Genomic DNA, 25,213 nt, shown 5'->3' with positions numbered 1-25,213 from the left:
GGCGGTGGTCTGCTGATCAGGCCATTCGGGCGAGCGTGGCCTCGGTCAGCTCGTACTGGAGGGGGCGGCCTGCCGCGTGGTGTTCGATCTCGTTGACGGTGATTTCGCCCATCTCGAAGTAGCACTCGACGGTGGCGGCGGCCTGGTGGGGCGTGAGCAGGACGTTGGGGAGGCCGCGGAACGGGTCGTCGGGTGGCAGGGGTTCCTCGTCGAAGACGTCCAGGGCGGCGTCGATCCGTCCGGTGCGGAGCTCCTCAAGCAGTGCGGCGGTGTCGACCAGCCAGGAGCGGGCAGTGTTGATCAGCGCGGCGCCGTCCGGCATCAGCGCGAGTTCGCGGGCGCCGATCAGGTGGCGGGTCTCGGGCAGCGTCGGCGCGTGCAGGGCGACGACCCGGCTGGTGCGCAGTAGTTCGTCCAGCGCGGTACGACGTACGCCGAGTTCGGCCGCCCGCTCGTCGGTGAGATAGGGATCGTGGACGACGACCTCGTGAGCCCGCAGCGCGACGAGCATTCGGATGTACTCGACACCGGTCCGGGACGCCCCGACGACGCCGATCCGCGACGCCGTCAGGCCGTGCTGCGGAGGTACGGCGTTCCGCCACGCCCCGGCGTGCATCTGGTGATCGAACCGCTGGATGCGGTGCAGCATGCTCAACGTGAACGCCAGTGACACCTCGGCGACCGGCTCCGCCATCGCCTGGCCCGCCTGTGTGATCCGCAGCCCGCGCCGGAACACCTCCTCGGTGACGAAATGCTTCACCGAGGACGCACTGTGCGCGATCAGCCGCAACCGTTCCGCATGATCGAGCACCGCCGCGGTGAGCGGCGTCGCGCCCCACGACGTGATCAGTACGTCGGCCCCGGGCAGCGCCGCCGTCAACGCGTCCGCATCGCCCGGATCGTCCAGGACGACGACCTCCCCGAGCGCCTCCAGCCGCGCCACACTGTCCGGCGCGAACACCATCTCCCGGTACGACGGTGTCGCCGCCAGCACGATGCGCAGTTTTCCGGTCATGGCCGAATTCTAGGCACGCGGGAAACCGTCAGCTGCAGCACCAGTGTGCCGGCGAGGACGACGGCCGCGATGCCGAGCAGGTCGTGCGGTGCGGACCCGGCTGTCAGCGCGAGCCCGCCGAGGGCGCTGCCGAGTGCGGAGCCGAGCGAGATCGCGCTCCCGTTCAGCGCCATCAGGATCGCCGGGGACTCGGGTGCGAGGCCGGCGAGGCGGACCTGCTGCGGTACGGCGGCGCCGCCGTTGCCGATGCCCTGGGCGAAGAACCAGCTCACGGCGATGACCGCGAGGGCGGCGGCCGAGGTGAGCATCAGGCCGGCCATTCCGAGAATCGAGTTCAGCAGCAGGAAGACCAGGACAACGGTGAGGACGCGCGGTGCGGCGAAGCGGTCGGCCAGCCGGCCGGTGACGGCGTTTCCCAGCGCACTGGCGACGCCGTACCCGAACATGATCACGACGATCATCCAGCCGGCCGGGAAGGACGGGCCGAGGATCAGGACGGCGTACGTGAAGCAGGTAAAACTGCCGGTCAGGATGCCGGTGGTGACGAGCAGCGCGCCGAGCAGCCGGGGCCGGGCGAGCGGCCGCAGTTGGTCGGTGAGTCGCCCGGCCGGGAGCTGCCGGCGGGGAAGGCCGCGCAGGATGCCGGCGAGCGCGACGACGCCCATCGCGGCGACCAGGATCATCGGGTAGCGCCAGCTGGACTGCCCGATCAGCAGCCCGAACGGTACGCCGAGGGCGGTCGCGGTCAGCAACCCGCCGAGCACGAACGACAACGCCTTCCCGCGGTGCCGGACCGGCGTCACGGCGATCACGTAGCCGCTCACGGCGGCGTTCAGCAGGCAGGCGCCGAGCGCCGCCAGCACCCGGCCGGCGAACGCGATCGGGTACGTCGTGGCGAGCCCGACGACGAGGTTGCCGAGCACGAACACGGCCAGCGCGGCGGCGATCGTCGTACGGCGCTCCCACCGCGAGGTGGCCGCTCCGAGCACCGGCCCGGCGAATGCCGCGGTCAGCGCGAAGGCGGACATCAACTGGCCGGCGGCCGCCACACTCACGTGCAGGTCCTCGGCGATGCTCGGCAGCAACCCGGTCAGGACGTAGCCGTCGATCCCCATCGAGAAGGTCGCGACCGCCAGCCAGGCCAACGGCCGGTACGAGAATTCCTGATCCGCATCCGTCTCAGCGGCGCACGTCTCCGTCACCTGACGGCGGCTTGTGAGGCACGGGTGACGAGCGCATGCAGCCCGACGGTGAGAGCCAGTACGACGGCGGAGACGCCGAGCAGGCCGTTCGGCGCCGCGCCCGCGGTCAGCGCGACACCGCCCAGGCCGCTGCCGAGCGCCGATCCGAGCGAGATCGCGCTGCCGTTGAGCGCCATCACGATCGCGGCCGAGTCGGGCGCCATCTGCGCCAGCCGGGCCTGCTGCGGCACGGCCGCGCCGCCGTTGCCGACACCGGCCGAGAAGAACCAGATCAGCCCCCACACCGCGGCAACGACTGCCGGCGCGAACATCAGCGCGATCATGCCCAGAACGGCGTTCAGCAGCAGCCCGACGAGTACGACGGTGAGCACCCGCAGCGCGGTGAACTTGTCGACCAGCCGGCCCGTCACCGCGTTGCCGGCCATGCTCGAGACGCCGTACCCGAACATGATCAGGATGATCGCCCACTCGGCGTGGAAGTGCGGGCCGAGGATCAGCGTCGCGTACGTGAAGCAGGCGTAGCTGCTGCACAGGATGCCGGTGGTGACGAGCAGCCCGGCGACCAGCCGCGGCTGCCCGAGCGGGCGGAGGCGTTCGACCAGGGTCCCACCGGGCAGATGCAGCTGGGGCAGCCGGAGCATGATGCCGAGCAGCGCGATCGTGCCGACGGCCGCGACCAGGATCATCGGGAACCGCCAGCTGGACTGCCCGAGGACCAGCCCGATCGGCACGCCGAGCGCGGTCGCGGTCATCCAGCCGCCGAGCACGAATGACAACGCCTTGCCGTGGTGCCGGACCGGCGTCAGCGCGATCACGTACCCGGTGACCGCGGCGTTCAGCAGACTGCCGCCCAGCGCGGCCAGCACCCGGCCGCCGAGCGCCATCGGGTAGTTCGCGGCGAGCCCGACGACCAGGTTGCCGAGCACGAACACCCCGAGCGACAGCACGATCGTCGTCCGGCGTTCCCACCGCGACGTCAGGGTGCCGAGGACGGGGCCCGCCAGCGCGGCGGTGAACGCGAACACCGACATCAGCTGGCCCGCGGCCGCCGGCGTGACCTCGAGGTCGCCCGCGATCTGCGGCAGCAGTCCGGCCAGCACGTAGCCGTCGATGCCCATCGAGAACGTCGCGACCGCCAGCCAGATGAACGGGCGGTAGGAGAAGTCCCGCCCCTGCGCCGCGTCGGCGGGTCGCGTTTGCGTCATCTGCCAATCTCACCCTGAGCGGATCGCTCGCGGCAAGAGGAATCTGATCAAATCTGCAGAAAACGACCCAGCTACGATCACCGACGGTCAGGATGGCCAGCGGTACTCGACACACTCCGGCTTGACGGGCGGACTCGGAGTGAACGTGTGCCGGCCGTTCGGCAACGTGACGTTCACGTACGGACAGGTGACCGGAGCTGCCGCCGAGTTCGGGCCGCTGTCGGTGAAGAGCAGGGCGCCTGCGGCGTCGTACCCGCGAACCACGAAGTCCCCGCGGCCGGGGTCGTCGGCGTCGTACGGGCCCCAGTCGGTGCGGCCGACGGTCGGCGCGAACCAGAATCCGTCCTGCAGGAGAGCCTCGATCGGCTGCTGCCCCTTCGGCTGCACGGTGACGCGGGCGACCGTCTTCGTGTACACGCCGGCGTTGCGAGCGATCCGCATCCCGGGCGCGCCGCTCAGGACGGCACCCGGTGAGAACCGAATGCTGGGCTCACTGATCACGCCGCCGGCCGTGCGGCTGCACAGCCAGTACGCCGGATGGCTCCTCTCCGGCATCGGATGCCGGCCGATCGTCGGATACGTCTGGAGGCCGGAGCCGATCAGCCAGGTGCTGACGACGTCCGGATCCTTCACGTCGGTGAACTCGAACGCCTTCACCACCTTGTAGTCCGTGAACGGGTGCGGAAGGGACTTGCTGGTGATCCGATTCGCCTCGGCCAGGCACTGGGTACGCAGCGCGTCGGTCTCGGAGGCCGTCAACGCCCTGACGACGGGCGGCCCGCCCGCGGGCGGTGCGGCCTCGGTGCGGAACGCCCGGACGCTGAGCGCGAGGCCGGCCACCACCGCGAGCACCGCCGCGGCCGCGAGCGCCGGGGCCAGGATCCGCCGGCGTGGCGGCTCGGACTCGATCGCGGCCAGCAGGTCGGCGCGCATCCGCTCGTGCGCCCCGGGCGGCAGCGGCCGGTCGGGCCGGCGGGTGAGCAACTCGTTCATGACAGGTTCTCCAAGGACTCCGACGGTACGGCGACACTGAGATCGCGAAGGCGCTTGCGGGCCCGGGCCAGCCGGGACTTCACGGTGCCGAGCGGTACGTCGAGCGCGACGGCCGCGGACTGTGCGTCGAGGCCGCTCCAGAAGCACAGCTCGACGATCTCCTGCTCGTGCCGCGGCAACCTCCGCAGCAGTTCCCGCAACCGCCGTGCGTCCCGCTCGTCGTCGATCCGGGCAGCCACCCGGTCGGCGTGATCCGGCTCGTCCGTCGCCGGCGCCTGCCGGTGGAGGTTGAGCCACCGGAACCGTTGCCGGCGCCGCTCGTTGCGCACCACGAAGTCCGCTGTCCGCAACAACCACGGCAACGCCGAGTCGTGCACGAGCACGACCTCGCCGCGCCGCCGCCACGCGTGCAGGAACACCAGCGAGGTCAGGTCCTCGGCGTCACTCCACGACCCGATCCGCCGGAACACGAAGTTGTACACGGCCGTGGCATGCCGATCGAACAGGTCGCCGAAGGCCTCCGGCTCCCCGTCCGCGCCCCGCCGCCACAACTCCTCGTCGCCCACCGCCACCTCCGGATCGTCCGCATTCACCCGGTATGTGTCCCGGCCCGGGAGCCGGGGTTCATCGTTCGGTGTTGACCAGAACGACGGCGGTGGGCGGACGGAGGCCGGTTGCCTGGAGGGCGGCGAGGGTGGCGGCGCCGCAGGGGCCGGTGTGGACGTGGTGGGAGTGCAGGAGGGCCTGGGCGGCGCGGGTCTCGGCGTCGGTGACGGCGACTGCGGCGTCGAGACCGTTCCGGATGACGGGCCAGGCGATGGTGGAGACGGTTCCGCAGTTGAGGCCGGCCATGATCGTCGGGGCGGACGTGTCGACGGTGACCGGGTGCCCGGCGGCGAGGGACTCGGTGACGCAGGCGGCGGTGACCGGTTCGGCGGCGAGGATCGACGGGCGGCGGCCCGCGGTCCGGTAATGCTCGATGGCGGACTGGAGCAGCGAGCCGACGCCTGCCGGGACCACGACGAGCCCGATGTCGGCCGGATGCTGTTCGTCGAGTTCGGCGAACAGCGTTGAGTACCCGGCGACGATCGATCGCGGCACGTCCTCGTACCCGGGCCAGGCGGTGTCCTGGATGAGTACCTCGTCGGCGTGCACACTCGCCGCGGCGGCACGGACGGCGTCGTCGTACGACAGGTCCGTGCTCACCACGTCCGCGCCCTCGTCGCGGATCGCCTGCGCCGGCTCCGCCGGCAGCCCGGCCGGGATGTAGATGCGCGACCTCAGACCGAGCAGCCGCGCGAGGTAGGCGAGCGCCCGTCCGTGATTGCCGTCCGTCGCGGTCACCAGCGTCAGCCGCCTGCCCGCGACCAGCGCGGCCAGTTCCGCGAAGGTCCGCGCCGGGCCGAGCGCCCGGTTGACCGCCCACGAAGCGCCGAGCACCTTGAACGCCGGCAGTCCGAACCGGTTGGACTCGTCCTTCACCCAGACGCTCCCGACCCCGAGCGACCCGGCGAGCGCAGGCACCTCGACGAGCGGAGTCACGGCGTACCCGGGCATGCTCCGGTGGAACTCGAGCGCGGAGTCCCGGACACCCGGCGCGATCCACCGCGCAGCCTCAGGGTTGGTTGCCCAGGGCCTCGGTCCGCGGAGGCCCGCCGTACGACGAGGTTCGTTCATGGTCCGAGTCTGCCGTGGGCACAGCCGACGCCGGAATCCGAAGCCGCGCGCCGAGAGGCGAAGGCCGTGCTGGCGCTCCAGGTCAGGGCGTGGGTCAATCGGGCTCAGCACGCCGACGGGTCGGGTCGACGCCCCTGCCCCGCCGGCAACCTGGGGGAGGGCAGCGATGGACGGACTGGCCCAGCAGTATCGAGCCCGGCTGGAGGGGTTGCTCGGTGAGCCGGTGATGGTCGACGACCCGCTGATCACGACCGCGCAGGCCGCGGTCCTGCTCGGGGTAGCGCCGCAACGAGTCGCCGGGCTGGTCCGCGCCGGGCACCTGCCGGCTCGCTCCCGGACGCACCGCCGGCTGCTGCTGTCGGACGTGGCCCGGTGTGGTTTCGACCAGTGGATCTCGGTCGCGGAAGCCGGCGCCATGCTCGGGCTCGGGCAGACCGGCGTACGGCGGCTGATCACGGCCGGACTGCTGGCCGCACACGGAAGGGAGCTGCCGCTGCGGCGCAACGACGTCGAGGTGCTGGTGGTGCTGCGCCGCGGCTGGCTGACCTTGTCGACGGCGGCGAGCGCGCTCGGGATGGAGGTCGACGACATTCAGCAGATGCTGCGCGCTCGTCGCCTCACACACACCTGCGACGTGGCCCGGCCGGTGTACCGGCACGAGATCGCCACCATGCTGACCGCGCGCCGTCAGCGGCTCTCGCGCAGCGTCGTCCCGGGGGACCGCCCGTAGGTGTCCCGGTAGTGGCGGGTGAACCACCCCGTCGACGTGAAGCCCCAGCGGAGCGCGATTCCGGCGACCGTCTCGCCGGGCCCCGCGTCCTGGAGTTCGCGATGCGCGCGCTCCAGCCGAACCCGGCGCAGGTACTCGCGGGGCGTGCAGCCGAGGTGCCGGCGGAACGCATACTGCAGCGCGCGGGCGCCGGTCCCGGCGGCCGACGCGATGTCCTCGATCGTGATCGGCCGGTCGGCGTTGGCGTCCACGAACGCGACCGCGCGGCGCAGGGTCGCCGTACCGACCGCTCCTGGGGACGCCACGTGCGACAATTGCATCGTGGCGTTCGGGAAGGCCGCGAGCATCGACGAGGCGACGTACTCGACCAGCTGCCCGGCGACCAGCGGATGCTCGGCGACCGACGGCGCCGCGGCCAGCGTCTGGCGGACGAACCCGCTGAGGACCTGCCAATGGGTGTTCATCGCCCGCGACACCGGCCGGCCGCCGACCGGCCAGAGGTCCTTCGGTACGACGCCGAAGTGGCGTGCCGCCGCGCGGGCGACGTCCTCCTGCCCGATGCGGATCACGATCAGCTCAAGCGGCTGCGACCGGAACCGCATCGCGTCCTTGACCGAGTACAGGAAGCTGTCGCCCGCGGTGAGCGATTGGTCGTCGATGCCGAGCCGGCCCTTGATCAGCCAGATCGCGTTGAGGTCCCGCCACGGGTCGGTGGCGGCGTCGAACCGCATCTGCATCCGGCATCGGTCGGCGCCGACGCCGCCGCAGTCCGCCGTACTGAGCGCGAGTGAACCGCTGTCCGGGTGCCTGCCGACCAGACGCGTCCGATTCGGGTAGATGTGGTTCAGCAACTGCATCGTCGCGTCGAGCCCGCTGCTGTGAACACTCTCCCGCCGCACTTCCACGGACGCAGGTGTCATTACGCAGTCATACACCCCCGATTACGAGACGTGACAGCCTCAGAGCGTGCCCGGGGGCTGACTGACGGTAGTTGACTCCTCCCGCTAGTTCCCGTTGATCAGGTGGACGGCGAGGTCGGGGCTGAACGTGCCGGCCGGGATGCCGGCGCCGATGCCGCAGTCGCCGTCGGAATCGCCGGGGACCTTGATCCACAACAGCATCTCGGCTCCGCCGCCGGTCTGGGCGGTGACGCCGAGCTTGCGGCCGGGCGGGTTGCACCAGTCGCTGCCCGCGCCGTTGCCGTTCCGGCTGGTGTCGACGACGAACGGCTTCGCCGCCGACAGATGGCTGTTGACCGCGTTGCCGTAACTCACCGTCTGTGCGGTGGTGTAGTAGTTCGAGACGTTGAGCGCGAAGCCGTGCGCGTTCGCCAGGCCCGCGCCGTTCAGCCGCTGCGCCATCACGTCGGCGGCCACCCACCCGGCGTTGCCGCCGTCCAGGTACGCCCACGCGTTCGGCGTCAGATCCTTGAACTGCTGGACGGCGTAGCTGAGCATCCCGTTGCGCTCGGCGATCTGGTCCGCGTTCAGGCAGTTGAAGTCACCGAGCGCGTCGGGCTCGATCACGACCACCGCCGGGCGGTTGCCGATGGCAACGGCGAAGTCGTGGATCCAGGTGCGGTATGCGGCTGGAGTGCCGGCGCCGCCGCCGGAGTGGCCGCCGCAGGCGTCCCGGCCGGGGATGTTGTACGCGACCAGCACGGGCAGCTTGTCGGCGGCGTCCGCGGCGCCGACGAAGCTGCCGACCGCGGTGCCGATCGGGGTGCTCCAGTTGCCGAACCAGCGCGCCATCGGCTTGGACGCGATCGAGTTCTGGATCGCGGTCCGGCGGCTGTCGCCGGGGTTGTTGCGGACCCAGACGGCCGGGTTCGAGTTCGGGTCGACGTAGAAGCCGCTGGTCAGCTGGACGGGGTTGCCGGTGGTGGCGGCGCCGGCGCCCTGCTGCGCCGGGACGACGGCGGCGAGGACGAGGCCGGCCGCGACCAGGCCTCTGTGGATCCATCGCATGTGCTGCTCCTGTCTCGAGATGGGGGCGGATGCTCCGGGAGCGCTTCCAGTTTTAGTGCCGTTCCCGATCGTGTCGGACCAGCTGCTGGTCGTCAACAGTCTGTAGCTGGTCGCTGAAAACTGCACGCAACCTCAATTCCCGTCTCCGAGAGCGCTTCCAATCGTCAGCCGATGGTTGATGTAATTTGAAGCTCGGAAGCGGCCTGCCGTGGGTCGCCGTACGGCCCAGTTCGTTCGCAACCAACGTCATCGGCATGTTCGGCGCGCAGATCCGCGGCGGCGACGTCGTCGGTGCGCCGTACGGCGACTTCGCGGAGGAGTTCGTGAGCGCGTTGATGGCCCGGTACGAGCGCGGCGCCGGGCAGCCGGCTGAGGTCACCGACGAGGTGCGGCGCGTCCTCGTCCGTCCGGCCCGGAATTTCGGGCAGTGGGTCGCCGATCACGCCGGCGCGTTCGGCGGTGTGACCGGCGGTGTGATCTGAGGCGTCAGGTAGCCGCGAGCTTCGCGGTGGACGTCTCGCCGGCTTCCGCGCAGCGGCGCAGGAAGCCGGCGATCAGGTCGAGCTCGTCCTCGGAGTAGCCGGCGCAGATCCGGTCGACCGCGCTGTTCATCCCGCGGTACAGCTGGTAGACCTCGGCCGCGCGGTCCTTCACGACGCTGACCGTCACCCGCCGGCGGTCGGCCTGGTCACGGTCGCGGACGATCCAGCCGCCGCGCTCGAGCCGGTCGAGGATGCCGGTCATCGTGGCCGGGTGGATCCCGGAGCGCCGGGCCAGGACGCTCGGCGTGAGCGCCCCGTCCCGGGCGAGGACGTCCAGGCAGTCCAGCTCGGCGTCCTTCAGCGACAGCTGGTAGCCGACGTGATGGTTCAGCAGCGCGAGCTGGACCCGCAGGTCCCGCAACGCGGTCCGGATCTCGGCACTGCGCTTCGGCATACTTCCGCTCTCGTATCATCCGAGTTTCAGATCATCTCGGACAGCAGCCTAGCTCATCGCAACCGCGCGGCCGAGCGGTGCGGGCGTGAGCACCGGGTGGGCGCGAAGGTAGGAGATGAAGCCTTCGTGGTCACGGTCGTTGCGGACCGGGTCGGTGAAGCCCTTGAAGACCGTGGTCCCGTCGCCGCCGATCAGCGTGTAGGCCAGCGCGGCGACCCGGTAGTCGCGGTCCAGGTCGAGCGGCTTGCCGTCGATCAGCACGGTCGCGGGATCCACGCGCTGACCGATCGGCTGGGTCTTGTCGTAGCTGTACCTGACGTTGTGCGACACGGCGAACGGCGCGAACTTCTCGGTCCCGTCGGCCTGCGGCACCCACTGGGCCTCGAAGGCGGCGTGCAGCTGGGTGCCTGGCAGTGTCACAGTCAGGATCGGGTTGCCGTACCCGAAGGCGCCCCAGGCTTCGCCGAACAGCACCGTGCCGTCCACGTCGGACGCGTTGCTGCCTTTGGCGAAGAGCAGGTCGCCGGTCAGCGCGTTCGACCCCGAGACCGGCTTGACCGAGATCAGAGCCAGGTCGGCGCGGCCGTCGCGGTGCTGGTTCGCGTCCCAGTAGGCGAAGTCCGCGGCCAGGTTGCCCATCGTGCTCTCGCCCGACGTGTTCGGCGTCCGGGTGAAGTCGGCGGTGACCCGGGCCAGCGGCGTCGCGTACCGCTTCTTGCCCTGGGCGGTCCAGTAGTCGGCGATGTACTGCAGCTCCTCGTCGAGCGGTACGTCGCGGGAGTTCGCGTGGTTCGTCGAGCGGGTGAGCTCGCGGATCACCTCGCCGGTGCGCGGGTCCAGCTTCAGGTTGATCTCGTTGATCAGCGACCCGTGGTTGCCGGCCTCGACGACCGGCCGCGGTACGCCGTTCGGGTCCGGGACCATCATGTTGAACCGGCAGTGCCAGTGGCCGGTGACGATCGCGCAGATGTCCGGCGACGCGTTCGCCGCGAGCTGGAACACCGGCCCCGACGGGTTCGTGCCCGCGTTGTAGTCGTTGCCGGCGACGCCGCCGTCGTGGATGTTGATGACGATCGCGTTGACCCCGCGCTTCTTCAGCTGGGCGGCCAGCTTGTTCGCCTGCTCGAGGTCGGACAGTGACCGCAGCCCGGGCTGGTACGACGTGGAGCCGACCTCGCTGCCCACCAGGGTCAGGTGGATGAACGCGATCGGCAGCTTCCGGCCGTGCCCGGCGTCGACCCACTCGATGTTGTACGGCGGCACGATCGTCTTGCCGGTGTCCGCATGCACGATGTTCGCGGTGTAGAAGCGGAAGTTCGCGCCCTGGAAGCGCTGCCCGGTCGAGTCGACGAAGTTGTCGTCGCGCCCGCTGACCGGGTACGGCTTGCCGCGCTCGATGTGGTCGACGAGGAACTCGACCGAGTGGTCGAGCTCGTGGTTGCCGACCGTGCTGAACTGCAGGCCCATCGCGTTCAGCGCCTCGATGGTCGGCTCGTTCGCGTGTGCGTCGACCTCGAACGGCCAGCCGTTGAAGTTGTCGCCGGAGGAGAAGAAGATCGAGTTCGGCTGGCCCTCGCGGAGCCGCTTCAGGTGCGTCGCCAGGTACCCGGCGCCGCCGACGGTGACCTGGACGCCGCCGGCGCCGGTGATCACGCTGCCCTGGCTCGGCGTCGTCGGCTGCAGGTAGCCGTGGAAGTCGGTGATGTTCAGCAGTTGCACGTCGACGTACTCCGAGGGCCCGGACGAGGCGCTGTCGAGCGCGTGCGGCGTGGCGTAGGCGACGTCACCGACCGCGGTGGCGGTGGCGATCGCGCCGGTGGCGGTGAGGAACGTCCGGCGGCGGATCCGACTGTTCACGGCAAACCTGCTTCCTGGCGGGAGGGTGCGCGTTAGTGCGCGATTATCGCCTGTTTGCGACATTATTAGCTGCCGGACCGGACAGGCGTCAACGGCCCGATGAACAATCGGCCAACGTGCTCGTCAGATGCTGCGCGCGGACAACCGGGGGAGCGGGCCGCGGCCGGCAGTCAGCAGCCGGGCGTCGATCGCGTCCTGCGCGAGGCTGGCGGCGCCGAGCGCGACGCACAGCGCGCCGAGCGACGACGCGTGCAACTCGGGGACCCGTGGACAGAGCCGCTCGAGTTCGGCAGCGAGCGGCTCCATGAGGATGTCGGCTGCCTGCGAGAACGCCCCGCCGAGTACGAGCAGCCGCGGGTCGACGATCGCGATCGCGGTCGCGGCGGCCACCGCCATCGCGCGGGCGTACTTCCGGACGGCCGCCCGCGCGGCGCTGTTCCCGTCGCGGGCGGCGGCGAACGCGCGCTCGGCCTTGTCCACCGTCGGAACCTCCGCCGGTACGACGGCGTGCAGGTGCTCGAGCGCGGCCTCCCAGGCGACGCCGCGCAGCGCGGACATGTCCGCGGCCGCGCCGTACGCGCCGCGTCGCAATTGCCCGTCGAGCACCAGCGCCAAGCCGGTCCGGCGTCCTGCGTGCAGGAACACCATGTCCGACGCGTGCTGCGCGCCTCCGCGACGCAGCTCGGCCAGCGCCGCGAGCTGGCTGTCGTTGTCGACGACAACGAGTTGCGCCGGGAAGTGGCCGGCGAGGTCGGTGCCGGCCCAGTCCGGGATCGCGTTGGCCCGGACGACGGTGCCGGCCGGGTCCACCAGGCCGGTGGTGCCGACGCCGACCGCCCACACCCGCGAGACCGGTACGCCGGCTTCGCGCGCGCAGTCGGCGATCACCTGGTCGGCCGTGGCCAAGCGCTTCTTCCGTGGTGTCTGCGGCGTGACGGAGCGCCGTACGTCCGCGAGCATCCGTCCGTCGAGATCGGTCAGCACCGCTCGGATCGAGAACGCGCCGATGTCGAGGCCGGCGACGTACCCCGCCTCCGCGCGGAACCGGTAGCTGCGCGCCGGTCGGCCGCGGCCGCGGATCGCCGGACTCTCCTCGACCAGCCACCGCCGCGCCACGAGGCTCGCCAGCACCTCTTCGACCGCGGTCCGCCCGAGCCCGCTGCGCTCCACGATCTGAGCGACCCGCAGTTCCCCGGCGCCCCGCACCGACGCCAGCACCGCCCGCTCGTTCAGCTGCCGCAGGCGAGACTGGTCGCCACCGTCCGAGGGCCCCATGATCGAGCCAGCTTAGACCGAGCTCACCCCGTCTTCGCAGCCTTCCCCACGCCGGCGCAACATTGCCTGAAGGTGACTAGGTTGAACCCTTGACGAGCAGTTCTGCGCACTGGCTAACTAGAGGTCCGCCTGCCCGAGGAGACTCATGCGCCTGCTCCGGTCTGCCGTCAGTGTGTTCGCTCTGGTTGTCCCGCTCGTGCTCGTGCCGCAGTCCGCCGGTGCCGCCCCGGCCGCGGCTCCGGTGGTTTCTCCGCAGCCGCAACAGGTCGTGCCGCGCGCCGACGGGTTTCCGATCACTCCGGTGGTCGGTCTGGTCCGCACCGCGCGGACCGATGCCGATGCCGAGCGCGTCGTCCGCCAGGTCCTGAGCCGGGCCGGTGTGACGACTGTCCGGACCACGGACGGCGCCGATCCGCGGACGCCGGTGACGATCTGGCTGGGCCGGGACGCGTCGGTGCTGAGCGCCCTGCGCGTGCCGGACAGCACCGGACTGCCCGTCGAGGGGTACGTGCTCGCGGCCGGCCGCGACAGCAACGATCGCGGTCATGTCGTGCTCGACGGCGTCGACGCCGACGGCACGTACTACGCGGCCCAGTCCCTCGCACAGCTGATCCAGGCCCGTCCCGGCGCCGACTGGATGCCCGGCGTGGCGATCCGGGACTGGCCGACGATGCGCTACCGCGGCGCGATCGAAGGCTTCTACGGCACGCCCTGGTCGCACGCGGACCGGCTGGACGAGCTCAGCTACCTCGGTGAGCATCGCATGAACACCTACGAGTACGCGCCGAAGGACGACCCTTACCACCGGGAGCAGTGGCGCGACCCGTACCCGGCGGACAAGCTCGCGCAGCTCGCCGAGCTCGTCACCCGCGCACGGCAGAACAAGGTCGACTTCACCTTCGCGCTCTCGCCGGGCCTGTCGATCTGTTACACCTCGGACGCGGACTTCCAGGCGCTGATCGCGAAGTTCCAGGCGCTGTACGACGTGGGCGCGAGGTCGTTCAACGTGCCGCTCGACGACATCGACTACAACACCTGGCACTGCGACGCGGACAAGGCGAAGTACGGCACCGGGGGCGGCGCCGCGGGCCGGGCGCAGAGCGAGCTGCTGAACCGGGTGCAGCGCGAATGGGTGGAGACCAAGCCCGACGTCGCGCCGCTGCAGATGGTCCCGACCGAGTACTACAACGTCAGCGAAACGCCGTACAAGAAGGCGTTGCGCGAACAGCTCGACACCGACGTCGTCGTGCACTGGACCGGCATCGGCGTGGTGCCGCGGACGATCACGGCGGCGCAGGCGGCCCAGGCGAAGGCGGTGTTCGGCCACGACATCCTGATCTGGGACAACTACCCGGTCAACGACTACGCCGCCGGACGGCTGCTGCTGGCGCCGTACAGCGGCCGGGAGCCGGCCATCGCCGATCACGTCGCGGGCGTCATCTCGAATCCGATGAACCAGGCCGCGGTGAGCAAGATCGCGCTGTACTCGTTCGCCGAGCTCGGCTGGAACCCGGCGACGTACGACGAGCAGGCGTCGCACCGCCGCGCCCTGGCCGAGCGCGCGGGCAACGACCCGGCGACGATCGCCGCGCTGCAGGTGTTCGCCGACCTCAACACCTACGACGGCACGCTGCACCCGGAGAGTGCGCCGGTGTTCGGTGCCGCGGTCGAGCAGTTCTGGCAGCTGTGGCGGTCCGGGCAGCGGTCCCAGGCGATCGCCGCACTCCGTCCGAAGGTCGACGCCGTCGTCGCGGCTCCGGCCAGGATCCGGTACGGTGTCGCCGACCCGGCGTTCGCAGTCGAGGCCGAATCGTGGCTGAAGGCAACGGAGCTGTGGGGACAAGCGATGCAGCGCGCGCTCGGCCTGCTCGCGGCGCTGGACGCCGGCGACGGGGCGGCGGCGTGGACGGCGCGGCAGCAGTTGAGCGGTCTCGTCACCGAGGCCAAGGCGATCCGCGACAGCCGCCTCCCGCACAGCGGTACCTATCCGCGGATCGGTGAGCGGGTGGTCGACGAGCTGATCGCCGAGACCGGCCGGGTCCACGACCGCTGGCTCGGCGTACAGCCCGGCCGGACGGCAACCACGAACCTGGGCACGTACCAGGACAACGTGCCGGCCCGGATGGTCGACGGAGACCCGAACACGTTCTTCTGGAGCAGCGGCGCCCCGGCCCCGGGCTCCGAGATTCGCGTCGACCTGGGCGCGCCCGCGACGATCGGCGCGATCGCGCTCCTGATGGGCAAGTCGTCGAGCCCCAACGACTACATCCACTCGGGAGCATTGGAGTACTCGCTCGACGGCACGCGGTGGACGGAGTTGACCCGAGCGACGACGGCCGAGGTACGAACCACCGCCCCGGCCGGGACAACAGCACGCTACGTCCGCTACCGCTCGTTGTCGGCGAGCGACTTCTGGCTGGTGGTGCGCGAATTCTCGGTCGAGACGATCGGTGGACGGCAGACGACGCTGACGGCTACTGGTACGCCGGCCCCCGCGCCGGGCTCGTCGTACCGGTCCGCGGTGGACGGGAATCCGGAGACTGCGTACCTGCCGGTCGCGGCGCCCGCGGCCGGTGATGCGCTGACCGTCGGCCTGTCGGCTCCCCGGGAACTGGCCGGTCTCACTGTTCTCCAGCGGTCGTCGGCCGTCGGATCCGCGGACGTCGAGGTCCAGGTCGGCGGCGCCTGGCAGCAGGTCGGCTCCGTCGCGTCGGCGTACGCCGAGGTGCCCGTGAACGACCTGACAGCCGAGGCCGTGCGCCTGGTCTGGAAGAGCGGTACGCCGGCCGTGGCCGAAATCGTGCCGCTGTGGGCGGACACTCCGCTCGCCGCGGTGCGTGTCGACGAGCACCGGACCGACGTGATCCGCGGTGAGGTGTCGAGCCTGGTCGTGGACGTCTCAGCCGGTCGCGGCGTCGATGTGAGCGGCACCCTCACGATCGCCGCGCCGGCCGGCTGGACCGTCGATCCGGCCAGTACGGCGGTCGCCGTCAAGCGCGGCTTCACGCGGTCCGTGACAGTGAAGCTGACGCCGCCCGCGGACGCAGCCCTTGCGGACGTGGACATCCCGGTGCGGTTCACCGTCGGTACGACCACCTTCGAGGCCGTGCTGCGCGTCGCGGTGCGGCCGCGCACCGGCAGTGTCAACGTGGCGCTGCATCGCCCGGTCGTTGCCTCGAGCATCGAGCCCGGCACGTCGTTCACCGCGGACCTCGCCGTCGACGGCGACGCCAGCACGCGCTGGGCGTCCGGCTACGACGACGCCTCGTGGTTCCAGGTCGACCTCGGCGCGACGACGCGGCTCGGCAAGCTCGTGCTGCGCTGGGAGGCGGCGTACGGCGCGGCGTACCGGATCCAGGTCTCCGACGACGCGAACACGTGGACGACCGCGGCCGAGGTCACCGACGGGGACGGCGGAACCGACACGGTCTGGCTCGACGCGAGCGCCCGCTACGTCCGGCTGCAGGGCGTCGACCGGGCCACGCAGTACGGCTACTCGCTGTACGAATTCGAGACGTATGCGGAGGATTTGTAGTTTTTGGCGACTATTTTGTCGTAAAGTGCTGTTCTTCCTCTTGCGGGAGGGTGGGTCGGCGCGCTATCAATGCACGATTAGGAAACTTTCCTAACAGTTTGAGCGCACCTCCCTGACTGGGCTCAGCCCACCCGGAAGAAGGAGAAGAGCATGCGTCGACGCGCGGTGAAGTGGTTCTCGAGATGGTCTGCGGCACTGATACTGGCCGCCGTGCCGGCCACCGTGTTCCTCGGTGCCGGTCACGCGGCCGAGGCGGCGGATCTGGACGACCCGGTGAAGAAGGAGATCGCCCAGCAGATCGTGTCCTCGGCGGAGAACTCGTCGCTGAACTGGCGGGACCAGTTCGGCTACATCGAGGACATCGGCGACGGCCGCGGCTACACGGCCGGCATCATCGGCTTCTGCTCGGGAACGCACGACATGCTCGAGCTCGTCGAGTACTACACCGGCCAGGTCCCGGACAACCCGCTCGCCGAGTACCTGCCGGCGCTCCGGAACGTCGACGGCAGCGACTCGCACGAGGGCCTCGATCCCGGCTTCACCGGCGCCTGGAAGGAGGCGGCCGCGACGCCGGAGTTCCAGGCCGCCCAGGAACACGAGCGTGACCGGGTCTACTTCGACCCGGCGGTCGCGCAGGCGAAGGGCGACGGGCTGCGGACCCTCGGCCAGTTCGCCTACTACGACGCGATCGTCATGCACGGCGAGGAAGGCCTGCAGAGCATCCGCGCCGACGCCAGGGCGCACGCCGACACCCCGGCCGACGGCGGCGACGAGGTCGAGTACCTGAACGCGTTCCTCGACGCGCGCGTCGTGGAGATGAAGAAGGAGGCCGCGCACGAGGACACCAGCCGGGTCGACACGGCGCAGCGGGTCTTCCTCGACAACGGCAACCTCGACCTGAACACGCCGCTGAGCTGGGCGGTGTACGGCGAGCCGTTCCGGATCGACTCCGATCCCGACCCCGGCACCGATCCGGAGCCGACCGACACGCTGATCTCGAAGGGCCGGCCGGCGACCGCGTCGTCCGTCGAGGACTCGACCCTGACCGCCGGCCGCGCCGTGGACGGCAACACGTCCACCCGGTGGGCGAGCGCCGAAGGATCCGATCCGCAGTGGATCCGGGTGGACCTCGGAGCGGGTGCGACGGTGTCGAAGGTCCGGCTCAGCTGGGAGGCGGCGTACGCGAAGGCCTACCGGGTCGAGATCTCCGCCGACGGTTCCACCTGGACGAGTCTGGCCACCGAGACCGCGGGGAGCGGCGGCACGGACGAGTGGGCGAACCTGACCGGCCAGGGCCGGTACCTGCGCGTGTACGGGACCGCCCGCGGCACGTCGTACGGCTACTCGCTGTGGGAGCTCGAGGTCTTCGGCAAGAGCGGCGGATGACGCGAGCCTCGCTACAGTGAGGCGCATGAGTACGGCGACAGTCCGCGTGTGGTGGGTGCGGCTGTCGCAGGTGGACGACGCGCTCGATGCGGCAACGGCCCGCCTGCTCGTAGGTGCGGAGCGGGCCCGCGCCGCCGCCTATCTGCGGTCGGACGATCGGCTCCGCTTCCAGATCGGCGTGGCCGTCACGCGGTCGGTCCTGGCGACCGACCTGGATTGCCGCCCCGACGAGATCCAGCTCGACCGGACGTGTCCTGAGTGCGGACGGCCGCACGGCAAGGTTCGGGTGGCGGGGCCGCGGCCCGGCCGGCAGGTGTCGGTCTCGCACTCGGGCGATCTCATCGGGGTTGCCGTGGGCACCGTCGCGCCCCTCGGACTGGACGTCGAGCAGATCCGCGCCGTCGAGGCCGCCGTGGCCCCGCTGGTGCTCACGCCGTCCGAGGAGCGTCAGGTGCGGTCGGCTGCGGACTTCATCAGGTACTGGACGCGCAAGGAAGCCGTCGTCAAGGCGACCGAGGACGGCCTGCGGCAACCCCTCAACCTCATCACCGTGACCGCCCCGACCGAACCGCCCCGTGTCCTCGCCTGGACCGGCCGCGACCAGCTCACCGCCACCATCCAGCTGCACGACCTCGCCACCCGCACCGACCACCTGGCGTCCCTGGCCGTCCTCAGCCGCGACGAACTCACGATCACCGAGCACGACGCACGGTCACTCCTCCTGACCTGAAAGCCGTTTGCCCGCAAGTGGCCCGGGTACCGGCGGGCGGATGCGGACGTGCCGTCAGGAGGAGTGACATGAGCACGACAGTGGGCGACTACGTACTCCAGCGACTGCGGGACTGGGGTGTCGAGCAGGTCTTCGGCTACGCCGGGGACGGCATCAACGGGCTGCTCTCGGCGTGGCAGAAGGCGGACAATCAGCCGCGGTTCATCCAGGCCAGGCACGAGGAGATGGCCGCGTTCGAGGCCGTCGGGTACGCGAAGTTCACCGGCCGCGTGGGCGTGTGTACGGCGACCAGCGGCCCGGGCGCGATCCACCTGCTGAACGGGCTGTACGACGCGAAGCTCGACCATGTCCCGGTGGTGGCGATCGTCGGCCAGACGGCCCGAAGTGCGATGGGCGGCAGCTACCAGCAGGAGGTCGACCTGCACACGCTGTTCAAGGACGTCGCGGCCGAGTACTGCGAGACCGTGATGGTCGCCGAGCAGTTGCCGAACGTCCTCGACCGGGCGATCCGGATCGCCACGGCGCGCCGTACGGTGACCGCGCTGATCATCCCGTCGGACCTGCAGGAGCTCGAGTACGCGGCGCCGTCGCACGCATTCAAGATGGTCCCGTCGAGCATGGACCTGAGCTGGTCCGCATCCGTCCCGGACCCGGAGCAGGTCGACCGGGCGGCGGAGATCCTGAACGCCGGGGACCGGGTGGCGATCCTGGTCGGCCAGGGCGCACGCGGCGCGGCCGCGGAGGTGACGGAGCTCGCGGAGCTGACCGGGGCCGGTGTGGCCAAAGCCCTGCTGGGCAAGGACGTTCTGTCCGACGAGCTGCCCTGGGTGACCGGTTCGATCGGGCTGCTCGGCACCCGGCCGTCGTACGAGCTGATGACGGACTGTGACACGCTGCTGGTGGTCGGGTCGAACTTCCCATACAGCCAGTTCCTGCCGGAGTTCGGGAAGGCGCGGGCGATCCAGATCGATCTCGATCCGACGATGATCGGGATGCGGTACCCGTTCGAGGTGAACCTGGTCGGGGACGCGGCCCGGACGCTGCGCGCGCTGATCCCGCTGGTACGGCGCAAGGAGGACCGGTCCTGGCGGTCGGGGATCGAGAGCAACGTCACGCGCTGGTGGGAGGTGATGGAGCGGCGCGCGCACACGTCGGCGGATCCGATCAACCCGGAGCTGGTGTTCCACGAGCTGTCGGCACGGCTGCCCTCCGACGCGATCCTGGCGGCCGACTCGGGGTCGGCGGCGAACTGGTACGCGCGGCACGTCAAGATCCGCGGGACGATGCGCGGATCGCTGTCCGGGACGCTCGCGACCATGGGACCCGGCGTGCCGTACGTGATCGGCGCGAAGTTCGGGCTGCCGGACCGGCCGTGCTACGCGCTGGTCGGCGACGGCGCGATGCAGATGAACGGGCTGAACGAGCTGATCACGATCGCGAAGTACTGGCAGGAATGGGCCGATCCGCGGCTCGTGGTCGCCGTCCTGCACAACAACGACCTCAATCAGGTGACCTGGGAGCTGCGGGCGATGGGCGGATCGCCGCAGTTCCTGCCGTCCCAGGAGTTGCCGGAATTCCCCTACGCCGGGTACGCGAAGCTGCTCGGCCTGCACGGCATCACGGCCGAGAAGCCCGAGGAGGTCGGCCCCGCCTGGGACGAGGCGTTGCGGTCGGACCGGCCGTGCGTGGTCGAGTTCCGGACGGACCCCGCGGTGCCGCCGATCCCACCGCACGCCACCTGGGACCAGATGGAGAAGGCCCTCGAATCGATCGTCCGGGGTGACAGCGACCGGGCCGCCGTCATCAAGGAGGGGTTCAAGTCCAAGGTGCAGGAGTTCCTGCCCGGCAAGTCGTGAGCCCTCAGCCCTCGGCCGCCTGTTTCAGGCGGTCGAGGGCCTCGGTCCAGAGGACGTCGTAGCTGTGCAGCATGCCCCGGTGGATACCGCCGTGGGTCAGGATCAGATGGCTGTACCCGCCGGCCGGTACGACGTCCACGAGCACCGTGCTCGGATGGTGCGGCGGATTGTTGAAGGCCGCCTGGAGGTAGTGCGGCGGCGAGCACGTCGTCACGATTCCGGTGTGCTGCACATGCGCGCCCGTCGCGATCGTGAAGCCGCCGTGCTGGGTGTCGCTCAGCACGGTCTGCCCGAGCCAGCCGCTGAGCAGCTCCGGCCGGGTGATGAGGCTCCAGAGGCGGTCGGCGTCACACTCGATCATGCGGACATATCTGAGCTGCGGCGCCCGAGCCGAACGGGGCGCCCTTCGTTCCTGCGAAATATGCGCCATGGACAACCAGTGCCCGCCTCCGCGATCACTACGCGTCCGTTTTCAGCCGGGACAGGTGTGGCACCGGACAGGTATGAAAGCACTGACCTGGCAGGGAAAACGGTCGATCGGGTACGGCGAGGTTCCGGATCCCCGGATCGAGGAACCGACCGACGCGATCGTGAAGGTGACCTCGAGCGGTATCTGCGGCTCGGACCTGCACCTGTACGAGGTGATGGGCCCGTTCCTGGACGTCGGTGACGTGCTCGGCCACGAGGTGATCGGGATCGTGGAGGAGACCGGTGCCGAGGTGGGCAATCTGCAGCGCGGCGACCGGGTCGTGGTCCCGTTCCAGATCGCCTGCGGCTCGTGCTACATGTGCGCGCAGGGTCTGCAGACGCAATGTGAGACGACGCAGGTCCGTAATCAGGGGATGGGCGCGGCGCTGTTCGGCTACACCAAGCTGTACGGGCAGGTGCCGGGCGGGCAGGCGGAGTACCTGCGGGTGCCGCAGGCGCAGTACGGTCCGATCAAGGTGCCCGAAGGGCCGCCGGACGACAGGTTCGTCTACTTGTCCGACGTGCTTCCGACGGCTTGGCAGGCGGTCGAGTACGCCGGGATACCGCCGGACGGCACGGTCGTCGTGCTGGGGCTGGGACCGATCGGCGACATGGCCTGCCGGGTCGCGATGCACCGCGGTCATCGGGTGATCGGCGTCGACCTGGTGCCCGAGCGACTGGAACGCGCCACGGCGTACGGCGTGGAGGCGCTTGCCTACTCCGGCGAGGTGGCGGACACGATCCGCGACCTGACCGACGGCCGCGGCCCGGACTCGGTGATCGACGCCGTCGGGATGGAGGCGCACGGCTCACCGGTCGCGCGAGCCGTTCAGCAGGCGGCGGGTCTGCTGCCGGACGCGATCCAGCGCAAGGTCATGCAGAAGGCCGGCATCGACCAGATGGCCGCGCTGCTCCTGGCGATCGACGTCGTCCGGCGCGGCGGCACGATCTCGCTGGTCGGCGTGTACGGCGGTATGGCCGACCCGATGCCGATGCTGACGATCTTCGACAAGCAGATCCAGCTCCGGATGGGGCAGGCCAACGTGCGGCGCTGGAGCAGCCAGATCCTCCCGCTGCTCACCGACGACGATCCGCTGCACGTCGACACGTTCGCCTCCCACCACCTGCCGCTCTCGGACGGCCCGGCGGCGTACGAGTCCTTCCAGCAGAAGACCGACGACATGGTGAAGGTCCTGCTCAACCCGTGACCGGGGCGTTCAGGGCGTGCCGGACGGGTACCGGCGGGGTATGCGACTCGACGGGCGGGTGATCTATCAGCTGGACCCGGCGACGTTCTTCGACGCCGACGGGGACGGCGTGGGTGATCTCGAGGGGATCGTCCGGAGACTCGACCATGTGCGGGCCGTCGGGGCGGACACGATCTGGGTGCAGCCTTTCTACGTGTCGCCGTACCTCGATGCCGGGTACGACATCGTGGATCACTGCGGCGTCTCGTCGCGGTTCGGCACCATGGCGGACTTCGAGGAACTCGTCGAGCGGTGTCACGAGCTCGATCTGCGGGTGCTGGTCGAACTGGTCGTGCAGCACACCTCGGTGCGGCACCCCTGGTTCCGGGCAGCGCGGGACGACCCCAATTCGCCGTACCGCGACTACTACGTGTGGGCCGCGGAGCCGCGCGACGATCCCGTCGTCCGGGAGCCCGTCTTTGCCGGTGTCGAGGACTCGATCTGGGCGTACGACGAGCACGCCGGGATGTACTACCGGCACGCGTTCTACCGGCACCAGGCCGACCTGGACGTCGGCCGCCCGGCTGTGCGTGAAGAGATCGCCCGGATCATCCGGTTCTGGCTGGACCGCGGCGTCGACGGGTTCCGGGTCGATGCGGTGCCCTACATGGTCCGCCAGGCGGCGTTGACCGACGAGCGTGACGACGGCTTCTGGTTCCTGACCGAACTCGCCGACGCGGCCGGCGATGCGCCGCTGATGGGCGAGGTGGACGCCCCGCCGCAGGAGTACGACGACTACTTCGGCGACGCGAGCCGCCTGCACGCCGTACTCGACTTCTGGACGAACAACCTGCTGTTCCTCGCGCTCGCCCGCAGCGACGCCGAGCCGCTGGTCCGCGCGTTACGTGCGCAACCGAAGCCGCCGGACGGGTGCACCTACGTCAACTGGCTGCGCAACCACGACGAGCTGGACCTGGACCGGCTGTCGCCGTCCGAGCGCGACGAGGTGCTGGCCGCGTTCGCGCCGGCCGCGGAGATGCGGGTGTTCGGCCGCGGGATCCGCCGCCGGCTCGCTCCGATGCTCGGCGACGTCCGCCGGACCGTGCTGGCGCACGCGATCGTCCAGTCGTTGCCGGGGGCACCGGTCATCCGGTACGGCGAGGAGATCGGGATGGGCGAGGACCTGTCGTTGCCGGACCGGGCGGCGGTGCGGACGCCGATGCAGTGGTCGGCGGACCCGAACGGCGGCTTCAGCAAGGCGCCGCCCGACACGGTCCGTCCGGCGGCTGTCCAGCGCGGGCCGTACGGGTACTCGCGGGTCAACGTCGCCGACCAGGAGCTCCGGCCCGACTCGCAGCTGAGCAAGGTGGCCCAGCTGGCCCGGACCCGGCGAGACCTCGGCGACTGTCCGTCGGCCCGCTGCGACGCACTGTCGCTGCGGCAACGCTCGGTCTTCGGGGTCGTGCACCACCGCCCCGGCGACGCCGTCCTGATGCTCGCGAACCTGTCGCCCGACGATCTCCAGGTCGACATCCCGTACGACGCACGCTCCGACCTGCTGGCCGACGGCGAGTACGAGCCCGCCTCCGGCACGACAGTCCGACTCACGGGCCACGGCTACCGCTGGCTACGCGTCCACGACGACACGAGGTGATCCCATCATGACGAAGCTGGCCGAATCGGTCCGTGAGACGGCCGACGAATACCGCCAAGGCGCCAACCGGCCGCTCGGCGGCTACGTGGTCGCGATGACCGCGTTCGCGGGATTGGCCGGTGCCGCGGGCGCGGTGGCTGCGTTGCGCGGTACGAGCGGCCGGAGAATCTCGCCGTACGACCTGATCCTGATGACCGCGGGGACGCACAAGCTGGCGCGGCTGATCAGCAAGGACGCGATCACCAGCCCGCTGCGGATGCCGTTCACGCGCTACCGGGACAGTGCCGGGCCCGCCGAGGTGACGGAGGAGGTGCGCGAGGACGGAGAGCTCCGGCACGCGATCGGCGAGCTGGTGAGCTGCCCGTTCTGCCTGGCGGTGTGGGTGGCGACCGGGTTCAGTATCGGCTTCCTGTTCGCGCCGCGCTTCACGCGGATCGCGGCTTCCGCACTGACAGCGGTCGCCGGGGCCGACTACCTGCAGCTGATCTACGCCAACCTCCAGCAGTCGGCCGAGGACTGACAGTGCGCTTGCGGCGTAGTCATCCCGACGAGGCGGGGTTCACGCGTCGGCGGCGAGGGCGCGGGTTCAGCTATCTCGACGACGACGGCAACGTCATCGACGACACCGACGTGGTGGAACGGATCCGCACGCTGGCGATCCCGCCGGCTTGGGAGGACGTGTGGATCTGCCCTTTTCCGAACGGGCACATCCAAGCTGTCGGGACCGACGAGGCCGGGCGGCGGCAGTACCTCTACCACGACGACTGGCGGACGGCGCAGGACGCGGACAAGCACGACCGCGTCCGGCAGTTGGCGCGCAAACTGCCGGCCTTCCGCGAGGCGGTGGACGAGGACCTATGCGCGAAGGGCCTGCAGCGGCGGCGGGTGCTGGCGGTCGCGTTGCGGATGCTCGACTACGGCGTCTTCCGGACGGGCAACACGCAGTACGCCGAGGAGTACGGGAGCCGGGGCGCGGCGACGTTGCTGCGCGACGACGTCCGGGTCAGCCACGGGAAGCTGGTGTTCGACTTCCGCGCGAAGGGCGGGCAGCGGCGGACGCTCGAGCTCGACGACGACAACCTGGTCGCGGCGGTTCGAGCTCTGAAACGCGCCCGGCACGGTGAGCAGCGGCTGCTGGTGTATCGCGAGGACGGCGAGTACCACGAGATCGACGCGGGAATGATCAACGACCGGTTCCGGGAACTGGTCGGTGAGGACTTCACCGTGAAGGACCTGCGGACCTGGACCGCGACTGTGCACGCCGCGGTCGATCTGGCCGAGGCGGACCCGCCCGCGACGAAGAAGGCGCTGAACGCGGCGGTGAAGGACATGCTCGAGGAGGTCTCCGAGCACCTCGGCAACACACCGGCCGTGGCACGAGCGTCGTACGTCGACCCACGCGTCGTCGAGCAGTACCAACACGGCCGGACGATCGCCGGCACCGTGGACCGCGTCGGCGACGATCTCTCCGACGAGGAGATCCGGGTCAAGCTGGAACGCGCGGTGAACAAGGTCCTCGACCAGGACAGTCGCGAGTAGG

Annotated in this window: 22 protein-coding genes; 10 read left to right on the top strand and 12 right to left on the bottom strand. The window is 70.4% G+C overall.

Annotated elements, in window-relative coordinates; translation table 11 throughout:
* Window positions 1–16: 16 nt before the first annotated feature.
* The 6 genes from ABZX12_RS27285 to ABZX12_RS27260 form a co-directional block, all read right to left on the bottom strand.
* A complete protein-coding gene (locus ABZX12_RS27285) occupies window positions 17–1,015 on the bottom strand; it encodes a hydroxyacid dehydrogenase (RefSeq protein WP_355697618.1) in 999 nt (332 codons plus the stop codon).
* Window positions 1,012–2,217: an MFS transporter gene (locus ABZX12_RS27280; RefSeq protein ID WP_355697616.1), complete on the bottom strand. Its 1,206-nt coding sequence runs from the start codon at window positions 2,215–2,217 to the stop codon at window positions 1,012–1,014. Before ABZX12_RS27280 ends, ABZX12_RS27285 begins: the two co-directional genes overlap by 4 nt.
* Window positions 2,214–3,422: an MFS transporter gene (locus ABZX12_RS27275; protein WP_355697614.1), complete on the bottom strand. Its 1,209-nt coding sequence runs from the start codon at window positions 3,420–3,422 to the stop codon at window positions 2,214–2,216. The genes ABZX12_RS27280 and ABZX12_RS27275 overlap by 4 nt, the downstream gene beginning before the upstream one ends.
* 87 nt (window positions 3,423–3,509) lie before the next feature.
* The gene (locus ABZX12_RS27270; protein WP_355697612.1) at window positions 3,510–4,415 is read right to left on the bottom strand and encodes a hypothetical protein; all 906 of its coding nucleotides are present in this window, start codon (window positions 4,413–4,415) and stop codon (window positions 3,510–3,512) included.
* On the bottom strand, window positions 4,412–5,008 hold the full coding sequence (locus tag ABZX12_RS27265) for a sigma-70 family RNA polymerase sigma factor (protein ID WP_355697611.1): 597 nt from the start codon (window positions 5,006–5,008) through the stop codon (window positions 4,412–4,414). The genes ABZX12_RS27270 and ABZX12_RS27265 overlap by 4 nt, the downstream gene beginning before the upstream one ends.
* Before the next feature lie 31 nt (window positions 5,009–5,039).
* Window positions 5,040–6,092 (bottom strand): diaminopropionate ammonia-lyase, encoded by a 1,053-nt coding sequence (locus ABZX12_RS27260; RefSeq protein ID WP_355697609.1) that lies wholly within the window; start codon window positions 6,090–6,092, stop codon window positions 5,040–5,042.
* 166 nt (window positions 6,093–6,258) lie between these two features.
* Here ABZX12_RS27260 and ABZX12_RS27255 point away from each other — a divergent pair, with 166 nt between their 5' ends.
* Entirely contained in the window at window positions 6,259–6,822 is a 564-nt protein-coding gene (locus ABZX12_RS27255) for a helix-turn-helix domain-containing protein (RefSeq protein ID WP_355697607.1), read from the top strand.
* Here ABZX12_RS27255 and ABZX12_RS27250 read toward each other — a convergent pair.
* Both ABZX12_RS27250 and ABZX12_RS27245 read right to left on the bottom strand, forming a co-directional pair.
* Window positions 6,780–7,742: a helix-turn-helix transcriptional regulator gene (locus ABZX12_RS27250; RefSeq protein ID WP_355697605.1), complete on the bottom strand. Its 963-nt coding sequence runs from the start codon at window positions 7,740–7,742 to the stop codon at window positions 6,780–6,782. The two genes, ABZX12_RS27255 and ABZX12_RS27250, sit on opposite strands and share 43 nt — an antisense overlap.
* Window positions 7,743–7,826: 84 nt before the next feature.
* A complete protein-coding gene (locus tag ABZX12_RS27245) occupies window positions 7,827–8,789 on the bottom strand; it encodes a glycoside hydrolase family 6 protein (RefSeq protein ID WP_355697604.1) in 963 nt (320 codons plus the stop codon).
* Between the two features lie 185 nt (window positions 8,790–8,974).
* Between ABZX12_RS27245 and ABZX12_RS27240 the strand changes: the two genes are divergently transcribed.
* Window positions 8,975–9,271: a hypothetical protein gene (locus tag ABZX12_RS27240; RefSeq protein WP_355697602.1), complete on the top strand. Its 297-nt coding sequence runs from the start codon at window positions 8,975–8,977 to the stop codon at window positions 9,269–9,271.
* 4 nt (window positions 9,272–9,275) lie between these two features.
* Here the strand turns inward: ABZX12_RS27240 and ABZX12_RS27235 are convergent, their stop codons facing one another.
* The 3 genes from ABZX12_RS27235 to ABZX12_RS27225 all read right to left on the bottom strand — a co-directional run bounded on the left by ABZX12_RS27235 (window position 9,276) and on the right by ABZX12_RS27225 (window position 12,857).
* Window positions 9,276–9,725 (bottom strand): MarR family transcriptional regulator, encoded by a 450-nt coding sequence (locus ABZX12_RS27235; protein WP_355697600.1) that lies wholly within the window; start codon window positions 9,723–9,725, stop codon window positions 9,276–9,278.
* A gap of 48 nt (window positions 9,726–9,773) precedes the next feature.
* Complete coding sequence (locus ABZX12_RS27230; protein ID WP_355697598.1) at window positions 9,774–11,582, bottom strand: bifunctional metallophosphatase/5'-nucleotidase; 1,809 nt, start codon at window positions 11,580–11,582, stop codon at window positions 9,774–9,776.
* A gap of 123 nt (window positions 11,583–11,705) precedes the next feature.
* Window positions 11,706–12,857, bottom strand: a complete 1,152-nt coding sequence (locus ABZX12_RS27225) for an ROK family protein (RefSeq protein ID WP_355697597.1) — start codon at window positions 12,855–12,857, stop codon at window positions 11,706–11,708.
* Window positions 12,858–13,002: 145 nt separating this feature from the next.
* On the opposite strand from ABZX12_RS27225, the gene ABZX12_RS27220 reads away from it, so the two are divergent.
* The 4 genes from ABZX12_RS27220 (at window position 13,003) to ABZX12_RS27205 (ending at window position 20,364) form a co-directional block, all read left to right on the top strand.
* Window positions 13,003–16,392 (top strand): beta-N-acetylglucosaminidase domain-containing protein, encoded by a 3,390-nt coding sequence (locus ABZX12_RS27220; RefSeq protein WP_355697595.1) that lies wholly within the window; start codon window positions 13,003–13,005, stop codon window positions 16,390–16,392.
* Between the two features lie 150 nt (window positions 16,393–16,542).
* A complete protein-coding gene (locus ABZX12_RS27215; RefSeq protein WP_355697593.1) occupies window positions 16,543–17,778 on the top strand; it encodes a chitosanase in 1,236 nt (411 codons plus the stop codon).
* A gap of 25 nt (window positions 17,779–17,803) precedes the next feature.
* Window positions 17,804–18,508 (top strand): 4'-phosphopantetheinyl transferase superfamily protein, encoded by a 705-nt coding sequence (locus ABZX12_RS27210; RefSeq protein WP_355697591.1) that lies wholly within the window; start codon window positions 17,804–17,806, stop codon window positions 18,506–18,508.
* 68 nt (window positions 18,509–18,576) lie between these two features.
* Window positions 18,577–20,364 (top strand): thiamine pyrophosphate-requiring protein, encoded by a 1,788-nt coding sequence (locus ABZX12_RS27205; protein WP_355697589.1) that lies wholly within the window; start codon window positions 18,577–18,579, stop codon window positions 20,362–20,364.
* Window positions 20,365–20,368: 4 nt separating this feature from the next.
* Here ABZX12_RS27205 and ABZX12_RS27200 read toward each other — a convergent pair whose 3' ends face one another.
* Window positions 20,369–20,725: an SRPBCC domain-containing protein gene (locus tag ABZX12_RS27200; RefSeq protein ID WP_355697587.1), complete on the bottom strand. Its 357-nt coding sequence runs from the start codon at window positions 20,723–20,725 to the stop codon at window positions 20,369–20,371.
* A 142-nt stretch (window positions 20,726–20,867) separates the two neighbouring features.
* Here ABZX12_RS27200 and ABZX12_RS27195 point away from each other — a divergent pair, with 142 nt between their 5' ends.
* The 4 genes from ABZX12_RS27195 to ABZX12_RS27180 are packed head-to-tail and all read left to right on the top strand — an operon-like array spanning window position 20,868 to window position 25,212.
* Window positions 20,868–22,040 carry an alcohol dehydrogenase catalytic domain-containing protein gene (locus ABZX12_RS27195; protein WP_355697585.1) on the top strand — a complete coding sequence of 391 codons (1,173 nt, stop codon included), beginning with the start codon at window positions 20,868–20,870 and terminating at the stop codon, window positions 22,038–22,040.
* 40 nt (window positions 22,041–22,080) lie between these two features.
* Window positions 22,081–23,673 carry an alpha-amylase family protein gene (locus ABZX12_RS27190; protein ID WP_355697583.1) on the top strand — a complete coding sequence of 531 codons (1,593 nt, stop codon included), beginning with the start codon at window positions 22,081–22,083 and terminating at the stop codon, window positions 23,671–23,673.
* Between the two features lie 7 nt (window positions 23,674–23,680).
* Entirely contained in the window at window positions 23,681–24,193 is a 513-nt protein-coding gene (locus ABZX12_RS27185; protein WP_355697581.1) for a DUF1360 domain-containing protein, read from the top strand.
* Window positions 24,194–24,195: 2 nt separating this feature from the next.
* Window positions 24,196–25,212 (top strand): DNA topoisomerase IB, encoded by a 1,017-nt coding sequence (locus ABZX12_RS27180; protein ID WP_355697579.1) that lies wholly within the window; start codon window positions 24,196–24,198, stop codon window positions 25,210–25,212.
* Window position 25,213 lies beyond the last annotated feature (1 nt).

The sequence above is a fragment of the Kribbella sp. NPDC003505 genome (assembly GCF_040610875.1).
Lineage (GTDB): Bacteria > Actinomycetota > Actinomycetes > Propionibacteriales > Kribbellaceae > Kribbella.
The sequence above is the reverse complement of the archived record's forward strand: the minus strand, read 5'-3'. Positions and strand labels throughout refer to the sequence as shown.